The 19,192-nt window shown below is 69.2% G+C and carries 17 protein-coding genes; 10 read left to right on the plus strand and 7 right to left on the minus strand.

Annotated features, from left to right (window positions below; all coding sequences use genetic code 11):
- Nucleotides 1-621: 621 nt before the first annotated feature.
- The 7 genes from ACFQ2V_RS04260 to ACFQ2V_RS04290 all read right to left on the minus strand — a co-directional run bounded on the left by ACFQ2V_RS04260 (nucleotide 622) and on the right by ACFQ2V_RS04290 (nucleotide 7,670).
- Complete coding sequence (locus ACFQ2V_RS04260; protein WP_386051056.1) at nucleotides 622-1,380, minus strand: SDR family NAD(P)-dependent oxidoreductase; 759 nt, start codon at nucleotides 1,378-1,380, stop codon at nucleotides 622-624.
- Nucleotides 1,377-2,237: a fumarylacetoacetate hydrolase family protein gene (locus tag ACFQ2V_RS04265; protein ID WP_386051058.1), complete on the minus strand. Its 861-nt coding sequence runs from the start codon at nucleotides 2,235-2,237 to the stop codon at nucleotides 1,377-1,379. Before ACFQ2V_RS04265 ends, ACFQ2V_RS04260 begins: the two co-directional genes overlap by 4 nt.
- 67 nt (nucleotides 2,238-2,304) lie before the next feature.
- Nucleotides 2,305-3,147: a carbohydrate ABC transporter permease gene (locus ACFQ2V_RS04270; protein ID WP_386051060.1), complete on the minus strand. Its 843-nt coding sequence runs from the start codon at nucleotides 3,145-3,147 to the stop codon at nucleotides 2,305-2,307.
- On the minus strand, nucleotides 3,147-4,094 hold the full coding sequence (locus ACFQ2V_RS04275; RefSeq protein ID WP_386051062.1) for a carbohydrate ABC transporter permease: 948 nt from the start codon (nucleotides 4,092-4,094) through the stop codon (nucleotides 3,147-3,149). Before ACFQ2V_RS04275 ends, ACFQ2V_RS04270 begins: the two co-directional genes overlap by 1 nt.
- Before the next feature lie 69 nt (nucleotides 4,095-4,163).
- Nucleotides 4,164-5,453: an ABC transporter substrate-binding protein gene (locus ACFQ2V_RS04280; protein ID WP_386051064.1), complete on the minus strand. Its 1,290-nt coding sequence runs from the start codon at nucleotides 5,451-5,453 to the stop codon at nucleotides 4,164-4,166.
- 163 nt (nucleotides 5,454-5,616) lie between these two features.
- Nucleotides 5,617-6,582, minus strand: coding sequence for an aldose 1-epimerase family protein (locus ACFQ2V_RS04285; RefSeq protein ID WP_386051065.1), 966 nt, complete (start codon nucleotides 6,580-6,582; stop codon nucleotides 5,617-5,619).
- 53 nt (nucleotides 6,583-6,635) lie between these two features.
- On the minus strand, nucleotides 6,636-7,670 hold the full coding sequence (locus tag ACFQ2V_RS04290; RefSeq protein WP_386051067.1) for a LacI family DNA-binding transcriptional regulator: 1,035 nt from the start codon (nucleotides 7,668-7,670) through the stop codon (nucleotides 6,636-6,638).
- A gap of 120 nt (nucleotides 7,671-7,790) precedes the next feature.
- Between ACFQ2V_RS04290 and ACFQ2V_RS04295 the strand changes: the two genes are divergently transcribed.
- From ACFQ2V_RS04295 to ACFQ2V_RS04340, 10 genes are read left to right on the plus strand one after another with little or no spacing between them, the layout of a single operon-like run.
- Nucleotides 7,791-8,576 carry an SDR family NAD(P)-dependent oxidoreductase gene (locus ACFQ2V_RS04295; RefSeq protein ID WP_386051069.1) on the plus strand — a complete coding sequence of 262 codons (786 nt, stop codon included), beginning with the start codon at nucleotides 7,791-7,793 and terminating at the stop codon, nucleotides 8,574-8,576.
- On the plus strand, nucleotides 8,576-9,745 hold the full coding sequence (locus tag ACFQ2V_RS04300) for an extracellular solute-binding protein (protein ID WP_386051071.1): 1,170 nt from the start codon (nucleotides 8,576-8,578) through the stop codon (nucleotides 9,743-9,745). The genes ACFQ2V_RS04295 and ACFQ2V_RS04300 overlap by 1 nt, the downstream gene beginning before the upstream one ends.
- Nucleotides 9,742-10,947 (plus strand): CaiB/BaiF CoA transferase family protein, encoded by a 1,206-nt coding sequence (locus tag ACFQ2V_RS04305; RefSeq protein WP_386051073.1) that lies wholly within the window; start codon nucleotides 9,742-9,744, stop codon nucleotides 10,945-10,947. The genes ACFQ2V_RS04300 and ACFQ2V_RS04305 overlap by 4 nt, the downstream gene beginning before the upstream one ends.
- On the plus strand, nucleotides 10,944-11,735 hold the full coding sequence (locus ACFQ2V_RS04310; RefSeq protein ID WP_386051075.1) for an enoyl-CoA hydratase/isomerase family protein: 792 nt from the start codon (nucleotides 10,944-10,946) through the stop codon (nucleotides 11,733-11,735). Before ACFQ2V_RS04305 ends, ACFQ2V_RS04310 begins: the two co-directional genes overlap by 4 nt.
- Before the next feature lie 27 nt (nucleotides 11,736-11,762).
- Complete coding sequence (locus ACFQ2V_RS04315; protein WP_386051076.1) at nucleotides 11,763-12,614, plus strand: SMP-30/gluconolactonase/LRE family protein; 852 nt, start codon at nucleotides 11,763-11,765, stop codon at nucleotides 12,612-12,614.
- Between the two features lie 2 nt (nucleotides 12,615-12,616).
- Nucleotides 12,617-13,558, plus strand: coding sequence for a fumarylacetoacetate hydrolase family protein (locus tag ACFQ2V_RS04320; protein WP_386051615.1), 942 nt, complete (start codon nucleotides 12,617-12,619; stop codon nucleotides 13,556-13,558).
- Nucleotides 13,555-15,114, plus strand: a complete 1,560-nt coding sequence (locus ACFQ2V_RS04325; protein ID WP_386051078.1) for an aldehyde dehydrogenase (NADP(+)) — start codon at nucleotides 13,555-13,557, stop codon at nucleotides 15,112-15,114. Before ACFQ2V_RS04320 ends, ACFQ2V_RS04325 begins: the two co-directional genes overlap by 4 nt.
- Nucleotide 15,115: 1 nt before the next feature.
- Nucleotides 15,116-16,690 (plus strand): class I adenylate-forming enzyme family protein, encoded by a 1,575-nt coding sequence (locus ACFQ2V_RS04330; protein ID WP_386051080.1) that lies wholly within the window; start codon nucleotides 15,116-15,118, stop codon nucleotides 16,688-16,690.
- Between the two features lie 36 nt (nucleotides 16,691-16,726).
- Nucleotides 16,727-17,401 (plus strand): bifunctional 4-hydroxy-2-oxoglutarate aldolase/2-dehydro-3-deoxy-phosphogluconate aldolase, encoded by a 675-nt coding sequence (locus tag ACFQ2V_RS04335; RefSeq protein WP_386051081.1) that lies wholly within the window; start codon nucleotides 16,727-16,729, stop codon nucleotides 17,399-17,401.
- A complete protein-coding gene (locus ACFQ2V_RS04340; protein ID WP_386051083.1) occupies nucleotides 17,398-18,351 on the plus strand; it encodes a sugar kinase in 954 nt (317 codons plus the stop codon). The genes ACFQ2V_RS04335 and ACFQ2V_RS04340 overlap by 4 nt, the downstream gene beginning before the upstream one ends.
- Nucleotides 18,352-19,192 lie beyond the last annotated feature (841 nt).

Below are 19,192 nucleotides of genomic sequence, written 5' to 3' on the forward strand. Positions count from 1 at the left end.
TCGAGAACTACAGGCTGCGCATGCTCCTCATCGCAGGCGGCCTGAACCTATGACCCCACACTCATCTGGGAAGAGCCCCTAAAGCGGCTGTCGCAGGTTCGAATCCTGCCGGGGGCACTTCTCGCAATCAGCCGCAGCCACCAAGCAACAGTCGGAGGCACTGGGCCGCTCCCCCGGCACGGAGTCATGGGTCTGGAAAGCGGGACTCATCTGCGGTCAGGGTCAGCGGCCGGGCACTGTTCTGGCAGGTCACGCACCCTGGACGTGGTTCAGGCAGCGCCTCCTGAAGAGTCCCGTGGGCGCCGCGGTACCTGAGAGGTTCCCCGGGCAGTCACGGGGAATGGCGATCGTGGATCGGGCCTTAGCCAAGCGAGGGTCCGAGCCTGCAGGTCAGAAGCCTCTGCCCTGGTGCCGTCCCTCCGCGGCGCCTGACTTGTCCGCTTTATCTAACCTCTGCCGCGGTGGTGGTTACCGCGGTGATGCCCTCGTTCAGACCGCGGCGGCCAGATGGGTGAGGACGGCGGCCTGTTCGGACGTCACCGCCGTCACGAGCCTGCGAAAGAGACCAGCCGCCGACCGCTTGGCTAGCTCATCGCTGGTCTGCCGACTCGTCGCCGACCATCAGACGCGCAAGGTGGTCATGCCCCCGTCGACTCGAAGCACGGCACCCGTCGTGGAGCCGGCCTGCGGTGAGCAGAGGAACACGATGGCCTCCGCGACTTCCTCCGCGGTGACGAGCCGGCCTAGCGGTTGCCGGCCGCGCAACGCCTCCGCAGCGGCATCCGGGTTGTCTGCGGCGGCCAGCAGCCGGGTGACCCAAGGGGTTTCAGCGGTCCCGGGCGCAACGGCGTTCACGCGGATGCCCTCCCCGACGTGATCGGCGGCCATCGCCATCGTCAGCGCGAGGACGGCGCCCTTGCTGGCGCTGTAGAGAGCGCGCTGCCGCACGCCCACGAAGGCCACGGCAGAACACGTGTTCACCACGGCGGCATTGTCCGACCGCCGGAGATGCGGCAACGCCGCACGGGTCACCCGCGCGATGCCGGTGACGTTGACGTCAAGGACGCGGGCCCACTCCGCGTCGTCATTGCCGGCGATGTCGCCGACGGCTCCGATGCCGGCGTTGTTCGCCACGACGTCGAGGGCGCCGAGGCGGTCGATGACGGTCGCGACCGCATCGTCGACCTGACCGGCGTCGGTGACGTCGCACGGCACGGACAAGGCACCCTCGGGGACGCCGTCCAGGGTGCGGTCCAGGACGGCGACCCGCGCGCCCCGGGCCTGGAGCAGCCGGGCGGTCGCCGCTCCGATCCCGCTGGCCCCACCGGTGACCAGGGCGACGAGCCCGTCGAGTTCGCTACGCGCGGGCACGGCGCTCACCGGGGCCCGAGCACGTTCTGCCGCTGCGACCCCAGGCCCTCGATGCCGAGCTCCATCACGTCACCCGGCTGTAGCCAGATGGGTGGGACGAAGCCCATGCCGACGCCCGGCGGGGTGCCGGTGTTGAGCAGGTCGCCCGGCTCGAGGACGAGGAACTGACTCAGGTAGTGCACGATGAAATAGGGGTCGAAGATCATCGTCTTCGTGCTGCCGGTCTGCCTGCGCTCGCCGTTGACGTCGAGCCACATGTCCAGAGCGAGGAGGTCGGCGATCTCGTCCGGGGTGACCAGCCACGGCCCGGCCGGGTTGAAGGTCTCGGCGGACTTGCCCTTGCTCCACTGGCCGCCGCGCTCGTTCTGGAAGGCCCGCTCGCTGACATCGTTGACGACGACGAAGCCGGCTATCGCCTCACGCGCCTCCTCCAAGGAGTTCAGGTAGCTCGTGCGCCGCCCGATGACGACGCCGAGTTCGACCTCCCAGTCGGTCTTGGTCGAGGCGCGCGGGATTCGCACGTCGTCGTTCGGCCCGATCAGCGTGTTCGGCGACTTGGTGAACAGGATCGGCTCGTCGGGGACCGCCTGCCGGGTCTCCGTCGCATGGTCGCGGTAGTTCAGCCCGATGCAGAGGATCTGGTGCGGGCGCGCGATCGGCGCGCCGACGCGCTCGCCGGCGAATGCGGATACGTCTCCCCCCGCCGCGCGCTCGGCCACGATGGGGCGGATGCGATCCAGTCCGCCGCTGCCGAAGAACTCTTCGTCGAAGTCCCTCGTCAGGTCCGACATGTCGACGTAGTGCTCGTCATCGAGACGAGCGACGGGCTTCTCGGCGCCAGGGGCGCCGATGCGCATGAGGTGCATGGAACGGTTCTCCAGGGGATGGCGAGGCGGGAGGTCGGAAGGGAGTCGGCGCGAGCGCGCCAGGGCGTCAGCCCTTGACGGCCCCCGCTGTGATGCCCGCGATGAAGTACCGCTGGGCGAACGAGAACACGAGGAGGATCGGGATGAGGAGCAGCGTCGAGACCGCCATCAGCTGGCCCCACTCGATCGTGTGGGAGCCGATCAGGCTCAGCACGCCGAGCGGGAGCGTTCGCTTCGAGTCGTCGGTCAGGAACACCAGCGCGTACATGAAGTCCTGCCAGGCCATGAAGAACACGTAGATGGCCACCGCCGCGATCCCCGGCCGGGACAACGGCACGATGACCCGCCAGTACGCCGCGAACTCGCTCAGGCCGTCGATCCGCGCGGCTTCCTCGAGGTCGAAAGGGATCGCCATGAGGAAGCCGCGGAGCAGCCAGATGGCCACCGGCAGCGTGAAGGTGAGGTAGGCCACCATCAGGCCGAATCTGCTGTTGAGCAGGCCCATGGTGTCGGCGGCCTTGTAGAGCGGGACGAGGAGCACCGCCTGGGGCAACAGTTGTGAGGCCAAGACCCCGATGAGGATCGGCTTGCGCCCGCGGCTGCCGGTACGGGTCAGCGTGTAGCAGGCGAGCAGCGACAGGAGCACGCACATGACGGTGGTGCCGAGGCACACGATGACGCTGTTGACGAAGAACTGCAGCGTGTCCGAGGTCAGCACGTCGCCGTAGTTCTGGAAGGTCAAATGCGACGGCAGCAGCCGTGGCGGACTCGCGAAGACCTCGCTGCGCGGCTTGAGCGACGTCGTCACGAGCCAGACCACCGGGCCCAACACGAAGGCGGCAAGCGCCACGACCCCGAGGTAGGTCCCTCCCCGGCCCAGCAGGCGGCTGCGGCGTGCGTTGTAGGCCATCAGTCGAGCCCCCCAGACTTGTTGAGCTGGCGAAGGTAGACGACCGTGAAGATCGATAGAAGGAGCACCGAGATCACCCCATAGGCACCCGCGACGCCGTACCGGACGTTCTGGAAGGCCTCGCGGTAAATGAAGGTCGGGAAGATCTCGGTTGAGTCGCCCGGACCGCCGGCGGTCATCACGTAGATGAGATCGAAGTAGTTGAAGGTCCAGACGGTGGTGAGGAGCAGGGTGGTGCGGATCGTGGGCGCCATTGCGGGGAGGGTCACGTGCAGGAACGTCCCCCACTTGCCCGCGCCGTCGATCCGGGCGGCTTCCCGGAGCTCCTCGGGAACGCCCTGGTAGGCCGCCATGTACATGACGGTCGATAGGGGGAACCCCTTCCAGATGGCGGCCATAGTCACCGCGGCCAAGGCGGTGCCCGCCTGTCCCAACCACGCGGGGTTGCCGTGCACGATGCCGAGCGACTGGCCGATCGCGTTGACCGGCCCGAGGTAGGGGTCGTAGAGCAGCTTCCAGAGCACGCCCGCGATGATGCCCGGCATGATCCACGGCACGATCACGAAAGAGCGCATGACCAGCCGTCCGCGGAAGTTCTGGGACAGCAGGATCGCACTCGCCAGGCCGAGCACGAACTGCAGGACGACGACGGCCACGGTCCAGGTCAGCGAGTTGACGACGACCCGGACGAACGTCGACGAGCCGATGATCGTCGAGTAGTTGCCGAGCCCGATCCACTGCGCGTCCGGGTTGATGAACGAGCTTTTGGTGAAGCTGAGGTACACCGCTGAGAGCAGCGGGTAGAGAACCAGCGCGCCCAGCAGGGCCAGGGGCGGCACGACGCAGACGATGCGCAGCAAGGATTCGCGGGTCTGCTTCTGCCGAGTCGCGGGTGGGACCTGGGGCGCGACGTCCCCGGTCGGTGTCACGGTCGGTGTGACGGTCAAGTTCGCTGTCCTAACGTCGGGCCGGCGTGGCCGGTGCGCGGCGCGCGCACCGGCCACCCCAGCGCCCTGCTACTTGTTGTTCGCGATGACCTGGTTCATCTGCTGGGCCCCATCCTTGAGCGCGCTCTGCGGGTCCTTCCCACCGATGATCGCCTGCAGGGTCGACTGCTGGACTTCGGAGAGCTGCGGGTACACCGGCGAGGCGGGTCGCGGCAGGCCACTGTTCAGGGCGGAGAGGATGACGTCGGGCTGCTTGCGGTTCGCCTGGACGAACTGCTCGCCCGCAGACTTGAGCGCCGGGATCAGAGAGTTCACCGCGGTCTCGTTCTTCGGCTGACTCAGCATCTCGATGAACTGGTAGGCCAGGTCCGCATTGTCGCTCTTGGCGTTGACGGCGAGGTTCCAGCCGCCCAGCGCCCCCACGAACTTCTTGCCGTCAGGCGCCGGTGGCAGCGCGATCCGCCAGTCGAACTTGGCCGAGGTCTTCATCGTGTCCTGCTGCCACGATCCGTCGAGGATCATCGCGGCCTTGCCGGCGGTGAACTGGTTCACCGCGTCGGACTCGGCGGTTCCCGAGGTGCCTTGCGGGGCGGACTTCAGCAGGGTCTGGTACTCCTGGTAGGCCGCCACGTTCTCGGGCGAATCGAAGTCCACCTTGTCAGAGCCGCTGAGGATCTGGCCGCCGTTGGAGAACAGCAGGGAGTCGGTCATCACCGAGGAGCTCTCGTCCTTGGAGCCGATCAGGCTGATGCCGAACTGGTTCGGCGACTTGGTCAGTTTGGCCGCGGCCGCGTTCCACTCCGACCAGGTGGTCGGCGGCTTGTTCGGGTCCAGGCCTGCGGCCCGGAACATGTCCGCGTTGTAGTACATCTCCTCCCAGACGTCGAAGTTCAGGGGAACGGCCCAGGTCTTGCCCTGGTACTGGGTGGACTTCCAAGCGCCGGAGAAGAAGTCGGCCGGGTGGATCTGCTTCGACGCCTGAACGCGGTCGTCGAGAGGAGTGATCAGGCCCGCGGCAGCGAATTCCGGGGTCCAGACCTCATCCAGGGTCATGACATCCGGCCCGGTGCCACCCTTCATGGCCACGAGCATCTTGTCGCGGTACTGGGCGAAGGGGAACGTCTGGACCTTCACCGTGACGCCGGGGTGCGCCTGCTCGAACTGCTTGACGACGCTCTGGTAGCCATCGGCGATGTTTTTCGCGGACTGCTCCTGGTCCCAGACCGTGATGACCTTGGAGCCCGACGCGCTCGAGGAACCGGAGTTCCCACACGCGGCCACGAGTGTGCCGGCCGCCAGCAGCGCCGCTACGGCCGCAGCGGGGCGCTGGAACCCTGCTGCGTTCTTGAACCTGCTCACATGAACCTCCCGGTCCGAGGACCTCATTGTCACTTGGTGGAGAAACGATTCACCTATTTACACACCCGGTTTGCCATGTGTCAACCATCACGCTGCGCTTTCGAGATGACCCGCCTCTGGCGTCCGCGTCGGCCAGACGGGAGGGGGCGCTGTCGGCCGACAGCTACCGATGACGTACGCGGAAGGAGAGGTCGTAGTGTCGGCTCTCGCCGGGAGCGAGGGTGGGCAGCGCTCCCCACTCCCGCGCGGTGGCCCGCCCCTCGATGGCGGGGGAGTTCGCCGGCTCCAGCCCTAGGACGTAGGCACCCGAGGCCAGCAACTTCCACTGGAACAGGTGCGGCAGTTGGTCGGTGTGGAACGCCACGGCAAGCTCGATCCCCAGCCGGGGATTGGCGATGGACACCTCGACCGGGGTCGCCGAGGGAAGGCGATGACGGAACACCTGCTCGGGGAAGGGCAGGACCGGGTCCTGGAAGGCGTGCCAGTGCCCCATCCCTGCGCTGGCCTCGGCGTCGCGGGCGATGACCTCCTCGGTCGGAATCTCGAGGGTGGCCACGTCATCGACCAGCGGCCACCCGAGATTGAGGTGGTACAGGACCATGTGGGGCTGCTCGAGAGGGCCCAGGTTGGTCACGACGTCGTGCACGTCGACCCGTGCGCTGCCTAGACGGCACCGGATGGTGCGGCACAGCTCCATGGACTCGCCGAAGAGCCGGCCCTGACGGACGCGCCCGGACAGGCGGATCTCGTAGTCGCCGTCCTCGGTCCACGACGCATCCTGATTGACGTGCGTGGCCTGCTGGGTGCCGATGGAACCGTGCAACGCGAAGCTCTGCCCGCCGGTCTCCGAGGGCGACCCGAAGGTGTCAAGACCGCAGGTTGCGATGAGGCCGCCCGAAAACGTGTCGAGCCAGCCCATCGGAGAGTCGCTCCGGTGCGCCGGTGCGCGCAGTCCGGCCGGCGACGTCCAGGCGAGCGGGATCCCACGAAACGACAGCGCGCCGATGTCCATGGCCCGATCCGGGAACACGTCGAAGGACAGCTCCCCGCAGCGGACGACGAGCCGGCGCATCCCCCGCGCCGGACCCTCGTCCTCGGTGAGCAACGTCGAGGACGCCACCTGTTCCATCTGACCGACTCGACTGCGGACCTGGTCAGGCGTGCAGTCGCGACCGAAAAGCCTCAATGTCGACCTCCTCTGGATGGACCGGGTGGCGACGTGGAGCCGCGCGGCACGATCTCCGGTTCGGGAAACGCAAGCAACTCCTGGCGGGCGGGGGCGCCCTCGAGCTGGTCGATGAGCAGACGCACAGCCCGACCTCCCAACTGCTCAAGTGGAAGGCGGACCGTCGTCAGCGGTGGACTGGCGTACTGCGCGACCCAGGAGTCGTGGTGGGCGATCAGGGAGACGTCCTCGGGCACCCGCAGACCTGCGTCGCGCAGCGCGCTGAGCGCACCGATCGCCGACAGCAGCGTCCCGGCCACCACTGCCGTGGGGCGCGTGGGGTTCGCCAGGAGCTGCATCATCCCCGCGTACCCGGTCTCCGGTCGGCCACCGCCGACCTGCACCAGCTCATCGAGGGCGGGCACACCCATGTGCTCGAGCGCACGCCGCCAGCCCTCCTGCCGGTCGTCGGAACGGCGGGTGTCTCCGCCGATGGCGAGATGGGCGATGTGACGGTGGCCCAGGGCCAGGAGATGGCCCGTCGCGAGCTCGGCCGCTCGGGCGTCGTCGAGCGCGACCCCCGACAGAGGGGCCGACACCCGCTCGTTCACGATGACGAACGGCAACTTCGTGTCGAGGAGGTTCGCCATCACTACCTCGTCGCCGGGGACACCGTCCCTCTGCAGCAGCAGGCCGTCGATGGCGCCACCGCGGACGAAGCGCTGGAAGACGCCGGGGTCAGCGCCCAGCGCGTCCACCTCGACGGCGACCAGGAGCAGGTCCGCGCGCCGCGCCTCTGCTTCTGCACCGCTGAAGATCTGCGCATACACGGGGCTCGTCAGATGCCGCAGCGCCACTCCGATCGCTCCCACCCGGGCACCGCGAAGTGCCCGCGCGGCCCGGTTTGGCGTGTAGTTCAGAGCACGCGCGGCGGCCTCGACCCGCAATCGCGTCTCCGGCCTCACGCGCACCGTAGGGTCGCCGTTCATCAGCCGGGAAACGATGGAAGGCGCCACTCCGGCCCGCTGCGCTACGTCCTTGATCGTCGCCATGCCCACCTTCCCCGTAACAGGATGGCAGGCTCCCCTGCCTGCTTGACACCCGGCTCCGTCAATAGCCAGACTATGGGAAATCGATTCTCTGGTCGAGAGCGGCCGCTTGGGAGGTAGTGCGTGGGCAGGCTTAGCGGGAAGTCGTGCATCGTGACCGGAGGTGGCGCGGGGATCGGCGAGGCCATCGCCATCCGGCTAGCCGAGGAGGGTGCCCGCGTCGCGGTGGCCGACATTGACGCGGACGCCGCCGGGCGCGTTGCCACACGTCTGTCCGGCCAGGGCGCCGAAGCGTTCGGTGGTCGCGTGGACGTCGCGAGCACCGCGGAGGTGTCTGCGTTCGTCGATGAGGCTGCCCGACGGTTCGGCCGGCTGGACGCGATCGTGAATAACGCCGGCGTCGCCCTCCCGGGCAGTGCCGACGGCATCTCCGAGGATGACTGGGACCGCGTGGTGGCGGTCAACCTGAAGGGCGTCTGGGCCGGCATCAAGTACGCGATCCCCCACCTCCGCGCGGCCGGCGGCGGTTCCATCGTCAACATGGCCAGCGTCCAGGCCCTCGTCGGCTTCCCGGGCTGGGCGGGTTACGCCGCCACCAAGGGCGGCATCATCGCGCTCACGCAGCAGGCGGCCGTCGAGTACGGAGCCGAAGGCATCCGGGTCAACTGCCTGGCACCCGGCACGATCATGACGCCGATGAACGAGGAGATCTTCCGGACGGCCCCGGACCCCCAGGCCCTCATCGACGACTGGAACTCCTCGCACGCCCTGCACCGCTTCGGGCAACCACAAGAGGTCGGCGCGGCGGCCGCGTTCCTCGTCTCCGACGACTCGTCGTTCGTCACCGGGGTGTGCCTGCGGGTCGACGGCGGCCTGGCCGTGCTGGGTCCCACCGGGCGGGCGAACTGATGGGCGGCGACGGCAACGGCGGCGTGGAACTGCGCGTCCTCTGCTGGGACCACCCCCGGTGCGTCGACCCCGTTCGGGCCGCCGCCGCCGCATGGCAGCGCATCCACCCGGAGGTCCGCATCGAGGTGGGGGCGCGCCCTCTGGCCGCCTTCAACGACCAGCCGGTGACCGAGATCGCGTCCACAGCCGACCTGCTCTTCGTCGACCACCCCATGGTGGGCACCGTCGCGGACACGCAGGCGGTGATCCCGCTCGAGAACCTGCTGGACGCGGAGGTGCTGGCCGCCCTGACGGCGGGCTCCATCGGGAACAGCCAGGAGTCCTACGTCTGGCAGGAGCGGCAGTGGGCCACTGCCGTAGATGCTGCCTGCCAGGTGGCGGTCATGGACGAGCGCAGGCTGAGCCACGTCAGCCCCGTCCCGAAGAGCTGGGCCGAACTGCTGGACCTGGCGCGACGCGTCCCGGGTTCCGTCGCCATCCCGCTCTACCCGTCCGACGCGGTGCTGTCGCTGGTGTCCATGTCGGCAGACCTGCGCGCCTGCGACGCCGCGGACGCCGAGGAGATGTGGCCGGTCGAGGCGATCGCGACCCTGCGCGAGCTCGCCGGCCTGGCCGATCCCCGGTCGTTCCTGATGAACCCGCCGCAGCTCCTGGATCTCATGTCCACCGGACGCGCGGACGACGTGCCGCTGTACTCGCCATTGCTGTTCGGCTACACCAACTACCAGCGCCCCACCGCTCGCGGCCGGCGGCTCTCGTTCGGCGCTCCACCAGCCTTCGGGGACCGGCCGGCGGCCGTGCTCGGGGGCGCCGGCCTGGCGGTAAGCGCGTTCAGCGGGCACCCCTCCGACGCCGCGGCGTTCGCTGCTTGGATGAGCGGGACCGAAACCCAGCGCGACGTCGTCCTTCCCGCGGGGGGCCAACCGTCCAGCCGCGCAGTGTGGGTGGATCCGGAGGCCGACGCAGTGGTTGGGGGTTTCTTCTCCGGGACGCGCAGCACGATCGAGTCCTCGCACCTCCGTCCCCGCGACGCGTGGTGGCCGGCCTACCAGGAGGCTGCCGGCCTCGCGCTGGTACAGGCTCTGCGGATCGGAGCCGCACCCGACGCGATCCATGACGACCTCAACCGGCTGCTGGCCATCGCACGCGACAAGGAGCTCACCCGATGACGACGGCAGAACTACCGGCCACCGACACCCCGTTGGCCCTCGACGGGATCCGGGTCCTGGACTTCACGCAGATGATGCTGGGGCCCTTCGCCACACAGATTTTGGCCGACCTCGGTGCTGACGTCATCAAGGTCGAGCGCCCGAAGGTCGGAGAGTGGGAGCGCGGTCTAACCTTCGCCGGAAAACTCGTCGACGGCGACTCGGCCGCCTTCATCGCGATGAACCGAAACAAGCGGTCCGTGGCGATCGACCTGAAGTCCGCCGACGCTCGGGACGCTCTACTGAAGTTAGCCCGCACATGCGACGTGGTCGTGGAGAACTTCCGCCCCGGGGTCATGGACCGCCTCGGCCTGGGCTACGAGGACTTCCGTCGCGTCCGGCCCGACATCATCTACTGCTCGGGGTCGGGCTGGGGTCAGCGCACCAAGTACGCGCAGATGAACCGGCCAGGTCAGGACCTGCTCATCCAGGCCGCCACCGGCCTGGCGCTCAACACGGGCTCGGCCGGTGACCCTCCCGTCGCCGCCGGCACGTCTATCTGCGACGCGACAGGAGCGCTCACGCTGGCCAACGGCATCCTCGCCGCCCTGCTGGCACGGGCGCGGCACGGGATCGGCCAGCGGGTGGAGGTGGACCTCTACCACGCCACTATGGCGATCCTCACCCAGGAGATCTCTGCCATGGTGAACCACGGCATCGAGTTCACCCGATCCGCGGCCGGCATCGCACAGCCCTGGCTGTCGGCGCCATTCGGCATTTATCGGGCATCCGACGGCTGGATCGCCCTGGCGATGGGCGACCTCTCGGCGGTCGCGGAGGTGTTCGACGACGCCACGATCGCCGACCAGGACCCTTGGTCGGATCGTGACGCGATCAAGCGTCGGCTAGACGAGTTGACGCCCCACCGCAGCACCGACGACTGGCTCGCCGGACTGCTCGCCGCGGGGCTGTGGGCGGCCCCGGTCCGCACGATGAAGGACGCGGTCGACGAGCTGGTGGCGGACGGTTCCCCGATGATCGTCGACATCGAGCACAGCTCCGGCCGTCCGGTGCAGCTCGTCGGGTGCCCGATCACTCTCTCCGAAACCCCGTGGCGCCAGCGACTGCGCCCGCCGACCGTCGGCGAGCACACCGCCGAGGTGCTCGGCGAGGTACTGGACGAGGACGAGCTGGAGCGGCTGCGCGAGGCGGGTTCGCTGTGACTACCGCCCGAATCCACGAGCACCTGGTCGAGGAGCGCCACGACGGCGTCGCGGTCCTGCGAATCGATCGCGAGGAGGCGCTCGGCGCCCTGTCCCGCAGCCTCGTGACGAGACTCGGGGAGTACTTCGCGGAACTGCAGATGGATCCGAGCGTCCGGGTGCTGGTGCTGACCGGAACCGGCCGCGGCTTTGTCGCCGGCGCCGACGTTGCCGAGTACGGCAACGCGTCGTCCGCTGTCTTCGACGAGTACCAGCGCCTTAGCCGCTCGACGTTCGGCGCGCTGGCGAACCTGCCGCAGTTCACCGTGGCGGCGGTCAACGGCTATGCGCTCGGAGGCGGCATGGAACTCGCGCTGTGCTGCGACGTCATCTTCGCCTCCGCGCGCGCCAAGTTCGGCCTGCCCGAGGTCAAGCTGGGGCTGATCCCCGGTGGCGGCGGCACGCAGCGGCTGGCGCGGGTGGCCGGCACGCGCTTCGCCAAGGAGGCCATCGCGACTGGCCGCTTTTACGGCGCGGAGGAGATGCGCACCCGCGGCGTCGTCTCGCGCGTGTGCGAGCCGGAGGAACTCCTGAAAGCGGCCCTGGAAACGGCCGACGAGATCGCACGCAACGCTCCCCTGGCCGTGCAAGCGGCCAAGCGGATCGTCGACACGGGCGCCGAGGTCCCGCTCGACACTGGCCTGACGCTCGAGTACCAAGCTCTGTCCGCACTCTTCCGGACGGAGGACGGCCGCGAGGGTGTGGCCGCCTTCCTGGAGAAGCGTGATCCATCCTTCCACGGTGAATGAGGTTTCCGAGTGAACGAGCACGTGCCCATGAGCGTCCTGGTCGACGGCGCCCTCACCGAGCCACGGCTGTCCCATCCGGAAGGCGTCGCGGTCGATGCTGACGGCAACATCTGGTGCGGCGGCGAACTCGGCCAGATCTACCGGATCACCGCCGACGGGAGCCACCGCGAGGTCGTCGCCAGCACCGGGGGCTTCTGCCTGGGCATGGCTTTCGACACCCACGGTGACCTGTTCGTCTGCGACCAGAAGTACGCATCGGTCTTCAAGCTCGACACCGCCTCTGGGGTGTTGTCCGTGTTCGCCGACGGGGTTCCCGGCCACCGGTTCCGCACCCCCAACTTCCCGGCGTTCCACGCCGACGGGCGGCTGTTCGTCTCCGACAGCGGTGAGATGGGCGTTCCGGGGTCGGGGATCCTCGCCTTCGAGCCGGACGGCAGCGGAGAGCTCTGGCACCCGGGTCCCTTCGACTTCGCCAACGGCCTGGCCTTCAACCCGGACGGCACGCTGCTCTACGTGGTGGAGACATTCAGCAACCTGATCTCGGCCATCGACGTCCGGGCGGACGGATCGGCCGGCGAGAAGGCAGAGTTCGTCACACTCCCCGGCTCGTACCCTGACGGTCTCGCGGTGGCCGAGGACGGAACCCTGATCGTCGGCTGCTACCAGCCGAGCCACATCCTCGCGGTCGACCACGCCAAGCAGGTGCACGTGCTCGGCGAAGACGTCAGCGCGCACATGCTTGCGCACCCCACGAACATCGCGTTCCACGGCACCGACCTGATCTCCGCGAACCTCGGCCGGTGGCACCTGACGCGCCTCGAGGTCGGCATGCGCGGGGCCCCCTTGCCCCCCCGCTGGGCTTCACAGGAAGGCTCGTGACCATGCACATCACGCGTTACGTCGACCCGCACGGCGGGGCCGCCGTCGGCGTCGACAGCAACGGCCGGATCACCCCGCTCGACGACGTCAGCTCCCTGGGAAAGCTCCTCCGACTGCCGCTGAGCGACATCCGCGCACGGTGCGAGGGAACGGGCGGCGGGCCGGCGATCGGCCGAGCCGACGTGCGGCTGCTGCCGCCCGTGGACTCGCTCATGGAGGTGTGGGCGGCCGGCGTCACCTACCGGCGGTCCCGGGAGGCCCGTGTCCAGGAGAGCGACCGGGCCGCCGACGTGTACGAGCTCGTCTACGACGCCGAGCGGCCCGAGCTCTTCTTCAAGTCGGTGGCCTGGCGCGTGACCGGCCACGGCGAGCAGATCTCGGTCCGCGGGGACTCGGAGATCAACGTCCCCGAGCCGGAGCTGGCCTTGGTGCTCAATGCCCACGGTGAGACCGTCGGCTACACCATCTGCAACGACGTCAGCTCACGCAGCATCGAGGGCATGAACCCCCTGTACCTGCCGCAGGCCAAGGTGTACCTGGGTGGCTGCGCGGTGGGACCAGCCATCCGCCCGGCCTGGGAGCTCGCCGACCCGTACGCGCTGACGATCCGGATGAGCATCGAGCGGTCCGGGGATGTCGTGTGGGACGGGCAGGCGAGCACCGCGGAGCTTCGGCGCAACCTGGACGACCTCGCCTCGTTCCTGGTGCGCGAGGAGAGCTTCCCCGAGGGAGCCGTCCTCTCCACCGGCACCAGCCTGGTGCCGGACCTGCCGTTCACCCTGGTGCCCGGCGACACCGTGCGGATCGAGATCGACGAGCTCGGCGTTCTCAAGAGCCGGGTCGCCGGCGGGCGGGACGACATGCGGTGGGTCGTGGCGGCCGCTGACAACCCCGCACGTGCCTGCCCCCTCGCGGAGGACCGCCACATCGGGAGTGTGCGATGACCGACGTCCCCAGCATCGATCCGACGACGGGTCAGGTCGTCGAGGTGGTGGCCCGAGAGACCGAGCCGGCGCAACTGGCGGCGATCTGCGGCGCGGCCGCCGCCGCGGCCGGCCCCCTGGAGCAGTTGGGCCGCGGAGGGCGCAGCCGTCTCCTGCGCGGGATGGCGGACGCTCTGGAGGGGCAGCGGGACGCGGTCGTGCGGCTCGCCGACCGGGAGACCGCACTGGGTGCCACCCGGTTGAACGGTGAACTGACCAGGACCTGCTTCCAGCTACGCATGTTCGCCCAGGTACTCGACGAGGGTGCCTACCTCGAGGCGGCGATCGACCACGCGGGGACGACGGGAATGGGTCCGCGCCCCGACCTGCGCCGCATGCTGGTCCCCATCGGTCCGGTGGCCGTCTTCGGCGCGAGCAACTTCCCGCTCGCCTTCTCCGTCCCGGGCGGTGACACGGCCGCGGCGCTGGCCGTCGGCTGCCCGGTGATCGTCAAGGCGCACCCCTCGCACCCTGCGACGTCGCAGCTGTGCTTCCAGGTCCTCCGGGCGGCGGCCGCCGCCGCGTCGGCGCCGGAGGGAACCATCGCCCTCGTCCACGGCTTCGAGGCCGGTGCCGCCCTGGTGGCCCATCCCGCCGTACGTGCGGTCGGATTCACCGGGTCCCTCGGGGCCGCACAAGCCCTCGTCCGGATCATCGAGGGGCGCCCCGACCCAATTCCGTTCTTCGGCGAGCTGAGCAGCCTGAACCCCGTGGTCGTCACCCCGGCGGCCGCCGAGCAGCGTGCTACCGAGCTGGGCCGAGGGCTCGTGGACTCGTACACGCTCGGGGCCGGGCAGTTCTGCACCAAGCCCGGGCTGGTCCTCGTGCCGTCCGGCGCAGCGGGCGATGCCCTCGTCGATGCCATGACTGAGGCCACCGCGCAGCGGGGTGCCCAGGTACTGCTCAACGGCGGCATCACGGCGGGGTTTGAGAAGGCGATTGACCGGCTCCGGACCGCGCCGGGCGTGGAGCTCCTGGCGCGCGGCCAGGACGGGACGGGAGAGGGCTTCGAGGCCGTGCCCACCCTGCTAACCGCGCCGGCCGGCCCCCTTCCCACCGAGGTGACTGAGGAGTGCTTCGGGCCCGTGACCGTGGTGGTCCGCTACTCCTCGGCGGAACAGCTGCTCTCGTCCGTGGCGGGGCTGCCGTCGTCCCTGACGGCGACCATCCACCGGGGCGGTCAGGAGACGGAGCTGCCGGCTCGCCTGAGCGACGCCCTCCGGCAGCGGACCGGCCGCCTGGTCTTCGACGGTTTCCCAACCGGCGTGGCGGTGTCCTGGGCGCAGCACCACGGCGGACCGTGGCCGTCCACCAACTCGCAGCACACGTCCGTCGGTGCGACGGCCGTACGCCGCTTCCTTAGGCCGGTCACGTGGCAGGACGCTCCTTCGGAGCTGCTGCCGTCCGAACTGCGGGACGACGTCGTCGACGTCCCGCGGCGAGTGGACGGACGCCTGGAGGTGCCTCCGTCGCTGGGGAGCACAGATCCGCTGCTGGTCGCGGCTCCCCCCGCCTGACGTGGGCACGAGCATGGGGGCGGTCGTCGCCCGCGGTTACCGCACTTTCGCGACCCGGCCGGCCATCGTGCAGCCGGGCCGTGTCACCACCTTCGCCGAGCTGCAGACGCGGGTGCACAAAGTGGCGCATGCGCTCGCCGGTCTGGGCGCCCGTCCCGGCGACCGCGTCGTTCTCTGGCTCGAGAACCGGCCGGAGTTCGTCGAGGTCGAGCAGGCGGTCTTCCTCGCCGGCTTTGTCCGGGCGGCACTGTCTCCGCGGCTGCACCCGACCGAGGTGCTCGGCATCGTCGAGGACTGCTCGGCGACGGTCGTCGTCACCTCGCCGGAGCTCGGCACCGCACTCCTGAGGGCCGCCGGGGACGCCCCGCTCGGGGCGACCATCGTCACGATCGGGGCCGTCGGTGTCGACGGCGCACTGAGCTACGAAGCGCTGCTCGCCTCGGCCCCCGCCGCGCCGCCGGTGATCCCACCACCGGGACCGGAGGACCTCGCTGCGCTGCTCTACACGTCCGGGACGACGGGCCTCCCGAAGGCCGCCATGCTGCGGCACGCGAACTGGACCGCCATGGTCGTCGGCCTATTGACGGAGCTCCCGCCCATCGGAGACGCCGACGTCATCCTGCACGTCGGTCCGATGGCCCACCTCAGCGGCTCGATCGGCACCGCCTGCTACTCCAGAGGAGCGGCGACGGCGATGTTGCCCCGCTTCGAACCCGCGGAGGTGCTCCGCGCGGTATCGGAGCTCGGAGTAACGGTGCTGCCGCTCGTGCCCACGATGCTGACGAGTCTTGTGGAGGCGGCCGCCGAGGGCAGCTACGACCTGTCCTCGCTGCGGGCGCTACCCTACGGGGGTTCGGCGGTCGCACCGGGGTTGCTGCAGCGCGCCCAGTCGCTGTTCGGGGACATGCTCGTTCAGGTCTATGGCTTGAGCGAGGCGCTCGTGCCGCTGGCCGCACTGACTCCCGAGGAGCACCGGAGCAGTCCAGACCAAGGGCTTCCGGCGCGGCTGTCGTCCGCGGGGCACCCGTCCTCGTTCGTCGACATCCGCGTCGTCTCTGACGAGGGCGACGAGGCGGCTCCAGGGGTTGCTGGTGAGCTCCTCGTCCGTGGCGACACCGTCATGGCGGGCTACTGGGCCAGGCCCACGGAGACGGCCGAGGTCCTCACCTCGGACGGGTGGCTACGCACCGGGGACGTCGGTTACCTCGACGAGGACGGCTATCTGTTCCTGGTCGACCGCAAGCGCGACGTCATCGTCACCGGCGGCTACAACGTCTACCCCGGCGAGGTGGAGCGCGTGATCGAGACGCTGCCCGAGGTGCACGAGGTCGTCGTCGTCGGCGCCCCGGACGGCAGGTGGGGCGAGACCGTCACCGCGGTCGTCGCCCTGAAGGGCGGCCAGAGCCTGAGCGCAGAGCGGGTCATCGAGGTCTGCCGGGAGCACCTGGCCGGCTACAAGAAGCCCACGTCGGTCCACTTCGTCGAGGCCCTACCGAAGAACAGCGCGGGAAAGCTGCTGCGGCGCGAGGTCCGAAGCGGGTTCTGGGCCGGACGCCAACACCAGATCGGCCACTGACCATCCCCCCTCTCCCATCGAACTCGTGGAGCTGTCATGCACGTGAACAACCAGGATCCGGGCGGTTCGCTCGATCCCACGACCGAAGCGATCGTCGAGTCCGGGGTCGTGGCGGTTCTCCGCGCCGCCTCAGCTGATTACTTCCTGCCGATCGTCGAGGTTCTTGTCGATGCAGGCATCACCGCTATCGAGGTGACGCTGACGACGCCGCAGGCGACCCTGGCCATCGAGAACATCGCTCGCCGATTCGCGAGCAACGTGTGTGTCGGCGCAGGCTCCGTGATCACCGCGGACGATGCGTCGCGCTGCATCGACGCGGGCGCAGCATTCGTCGTCTCTCCCGCCTTCGTCCCAGATGTCCTCGAGCAGTGCGTGGGGGCAGGCGTCCCGTGCTACCCAGCGGCCTTGACGCCCACGGAGTTCGCGACGGCGGCGCGCGCCGGGGCCGCGCTGATTAAGCTCTTTCCCGCCTCGGTGTTCGGCCCTGGATACGTGCGCAGCCTGCGCGAGCCGCTGCCTGGACTCCGGATCATGCCTACGGGCGGCATCGGCCCTGGCGACGTCGGTACGTGGCTGCGCGCCGGGGCGGAGACCGTCGGCCTCGGCTCCTCACTCACCGGCGACGCACTGAACGGCGGGAGCCTGGTGGAGTTGCGGCGGCGTGCCGACGAAGCGGTTGCCCAGGTGGCCGGCGTCAGAGAACGCGCATGACCACGGCCACCCTCGTCACGTTCGGCGAGGCCATGGGCCTGGTCACCGCCGAGGAGACGGGGCCGTTCCACTTCGCCCGACGCTTCGGATTTTCCGTCGGTGGCGCGGAGTCCAACGTCGCGATCGGCGCGGCACGGCTGGGCGTTCCCACGACATGGTTCGGCCGGGTGGGAAGGGATGCCGTCGGTGACCTCATCGCCTTCCGGCTTGCCGCCGAGGGGGTGCGGGCCCTGGTGACGCGGGACGACGGCTTCACCGGTCTGATGGTCAGGTACGAGCGGTCCGCCGGACGGACTCATGTGGACTACCACCGCAGGGGCAGTGCCGGTTCCAGGATCACGGAGGCGGACATCCCCGTCGTTGAGGTGGAGCAGGCCGGAGTCCTCCACCTCACGGGGATCACGCCCGCGCTGAGCGAGGCCGCCTGCGACACCGTGTTCCGGGCGGTGGCGACGGCGCGCGAGGCCGGGGTGACGATTTCCTTCGACGTCAACTACCGCAGCAAATTGTGGGATCACGAGAGCGCGGTGCCGGTTCTCCGCCGGCTGGCATCCGCGGCAGACATCGTCTTCGCCGGACCGACGGAGGCCGCGATGGTGTTGGGGGGAGACTCCACAGCACCGCGTCACACTCTGGCCGAAGGGTTGTGCGAGTTGGGCCCGTCAGAGGCCGTCATCAAGGACGGTGCGCGAGGCTGCAGTGCAGTCATCGACGGCTATCCCTACGACCTTCCCGCGCTCGCCGTGCGGGAGGTCGATCCCGTGGGCGCCGGCGACGCTTTCGTGGCCGGCTATCTGGCGGAGCGGCTGGCAGGAGAGCCGGCGGCCCGGCGGCTAACCACCGCCATCGCCGCTGGCGCCTACGCCGTCACGGTGCCCGGTGATTGCGAGGGTCTCCCCACACGCGCGGAATTGGCCGCGAGCGTCGGCGCGGAGGACGTCCTGCGCTAGCTGCCAGTGACCCCGGCACAGTCCCGCCACCCTTCCTGCACGACCGCGTTCGACAGCCAGGGCGGGGCGGTGCTGCGCAGAGCATGAACTGGCGCGGCGTCGATCTCCTCGTGAGATTCCGTTCCTGCGGTCCGAGTCGAGTACGCCACAGCGGCCTCGACAAACACGCAGAGGTCGGCTCCACGTGACCATCAAGTCGCCCGCTCCCCCGGGCAGCAGCCTCGACTGTTCCGCGATCGGAACCCTAGTCGAATGACAGTCCCGCCTCGTCAAGCTCATTCACCTCGAGCGCGCCGAGGTGACGTCCCGTCGGTTGGTGTACGTCGCCGGGCATGAATGGCACGCGCTCCCGGGGAAAGGTTGAGGTACCCACCGGGTACCCGCAGTGTCGAGAGATGCCGCAAACAACCGGCATGAAGCAGCAGCAAAAGCTTTGCGGCACAAGGACATGCGAGGAGTTGATCGGTGCTCGTCGGACTCCTAAAGCGGGTGTCGCAGGTTCGAATCCTGCCGGGGGCACCACAGGTCTGCGCCCGTCGAGGCGGTTCTTGCCAGCCTCAGGATCCCGCACTTGCCGGAAGGGACTTCGCCTGCAGACTTGCTCGCATTCGTGAAACTGAACGAACCTGACGGCGAGACAGGATGGAGTGTTCGCGTCACCTCCGACCTCCACGGCGAAGAAATCCTCGGAGTGCTAACGGGATACCTCGAACATCTTCGACAGGTCGCAGCATCCTCATGGGATGACGGCGATCCAACGCGGGCGGCCGACTGACTTCGTCGCCGTCACCGGGGCAGCGGCTTGTCCTTGGCTGCATCGCAGACGTGCACTCAGCTGCCG

This window comes from Terrabacter terrigena (assembly GCF_042676085.1).
In the GTDB taxonomy this organism is placed as follows: Bacteria; Actinomycetota; Actinomycetes; order Actinomycetales; family Dermatophilaceae; genus Terrabacter; species Terrabacter terrigena.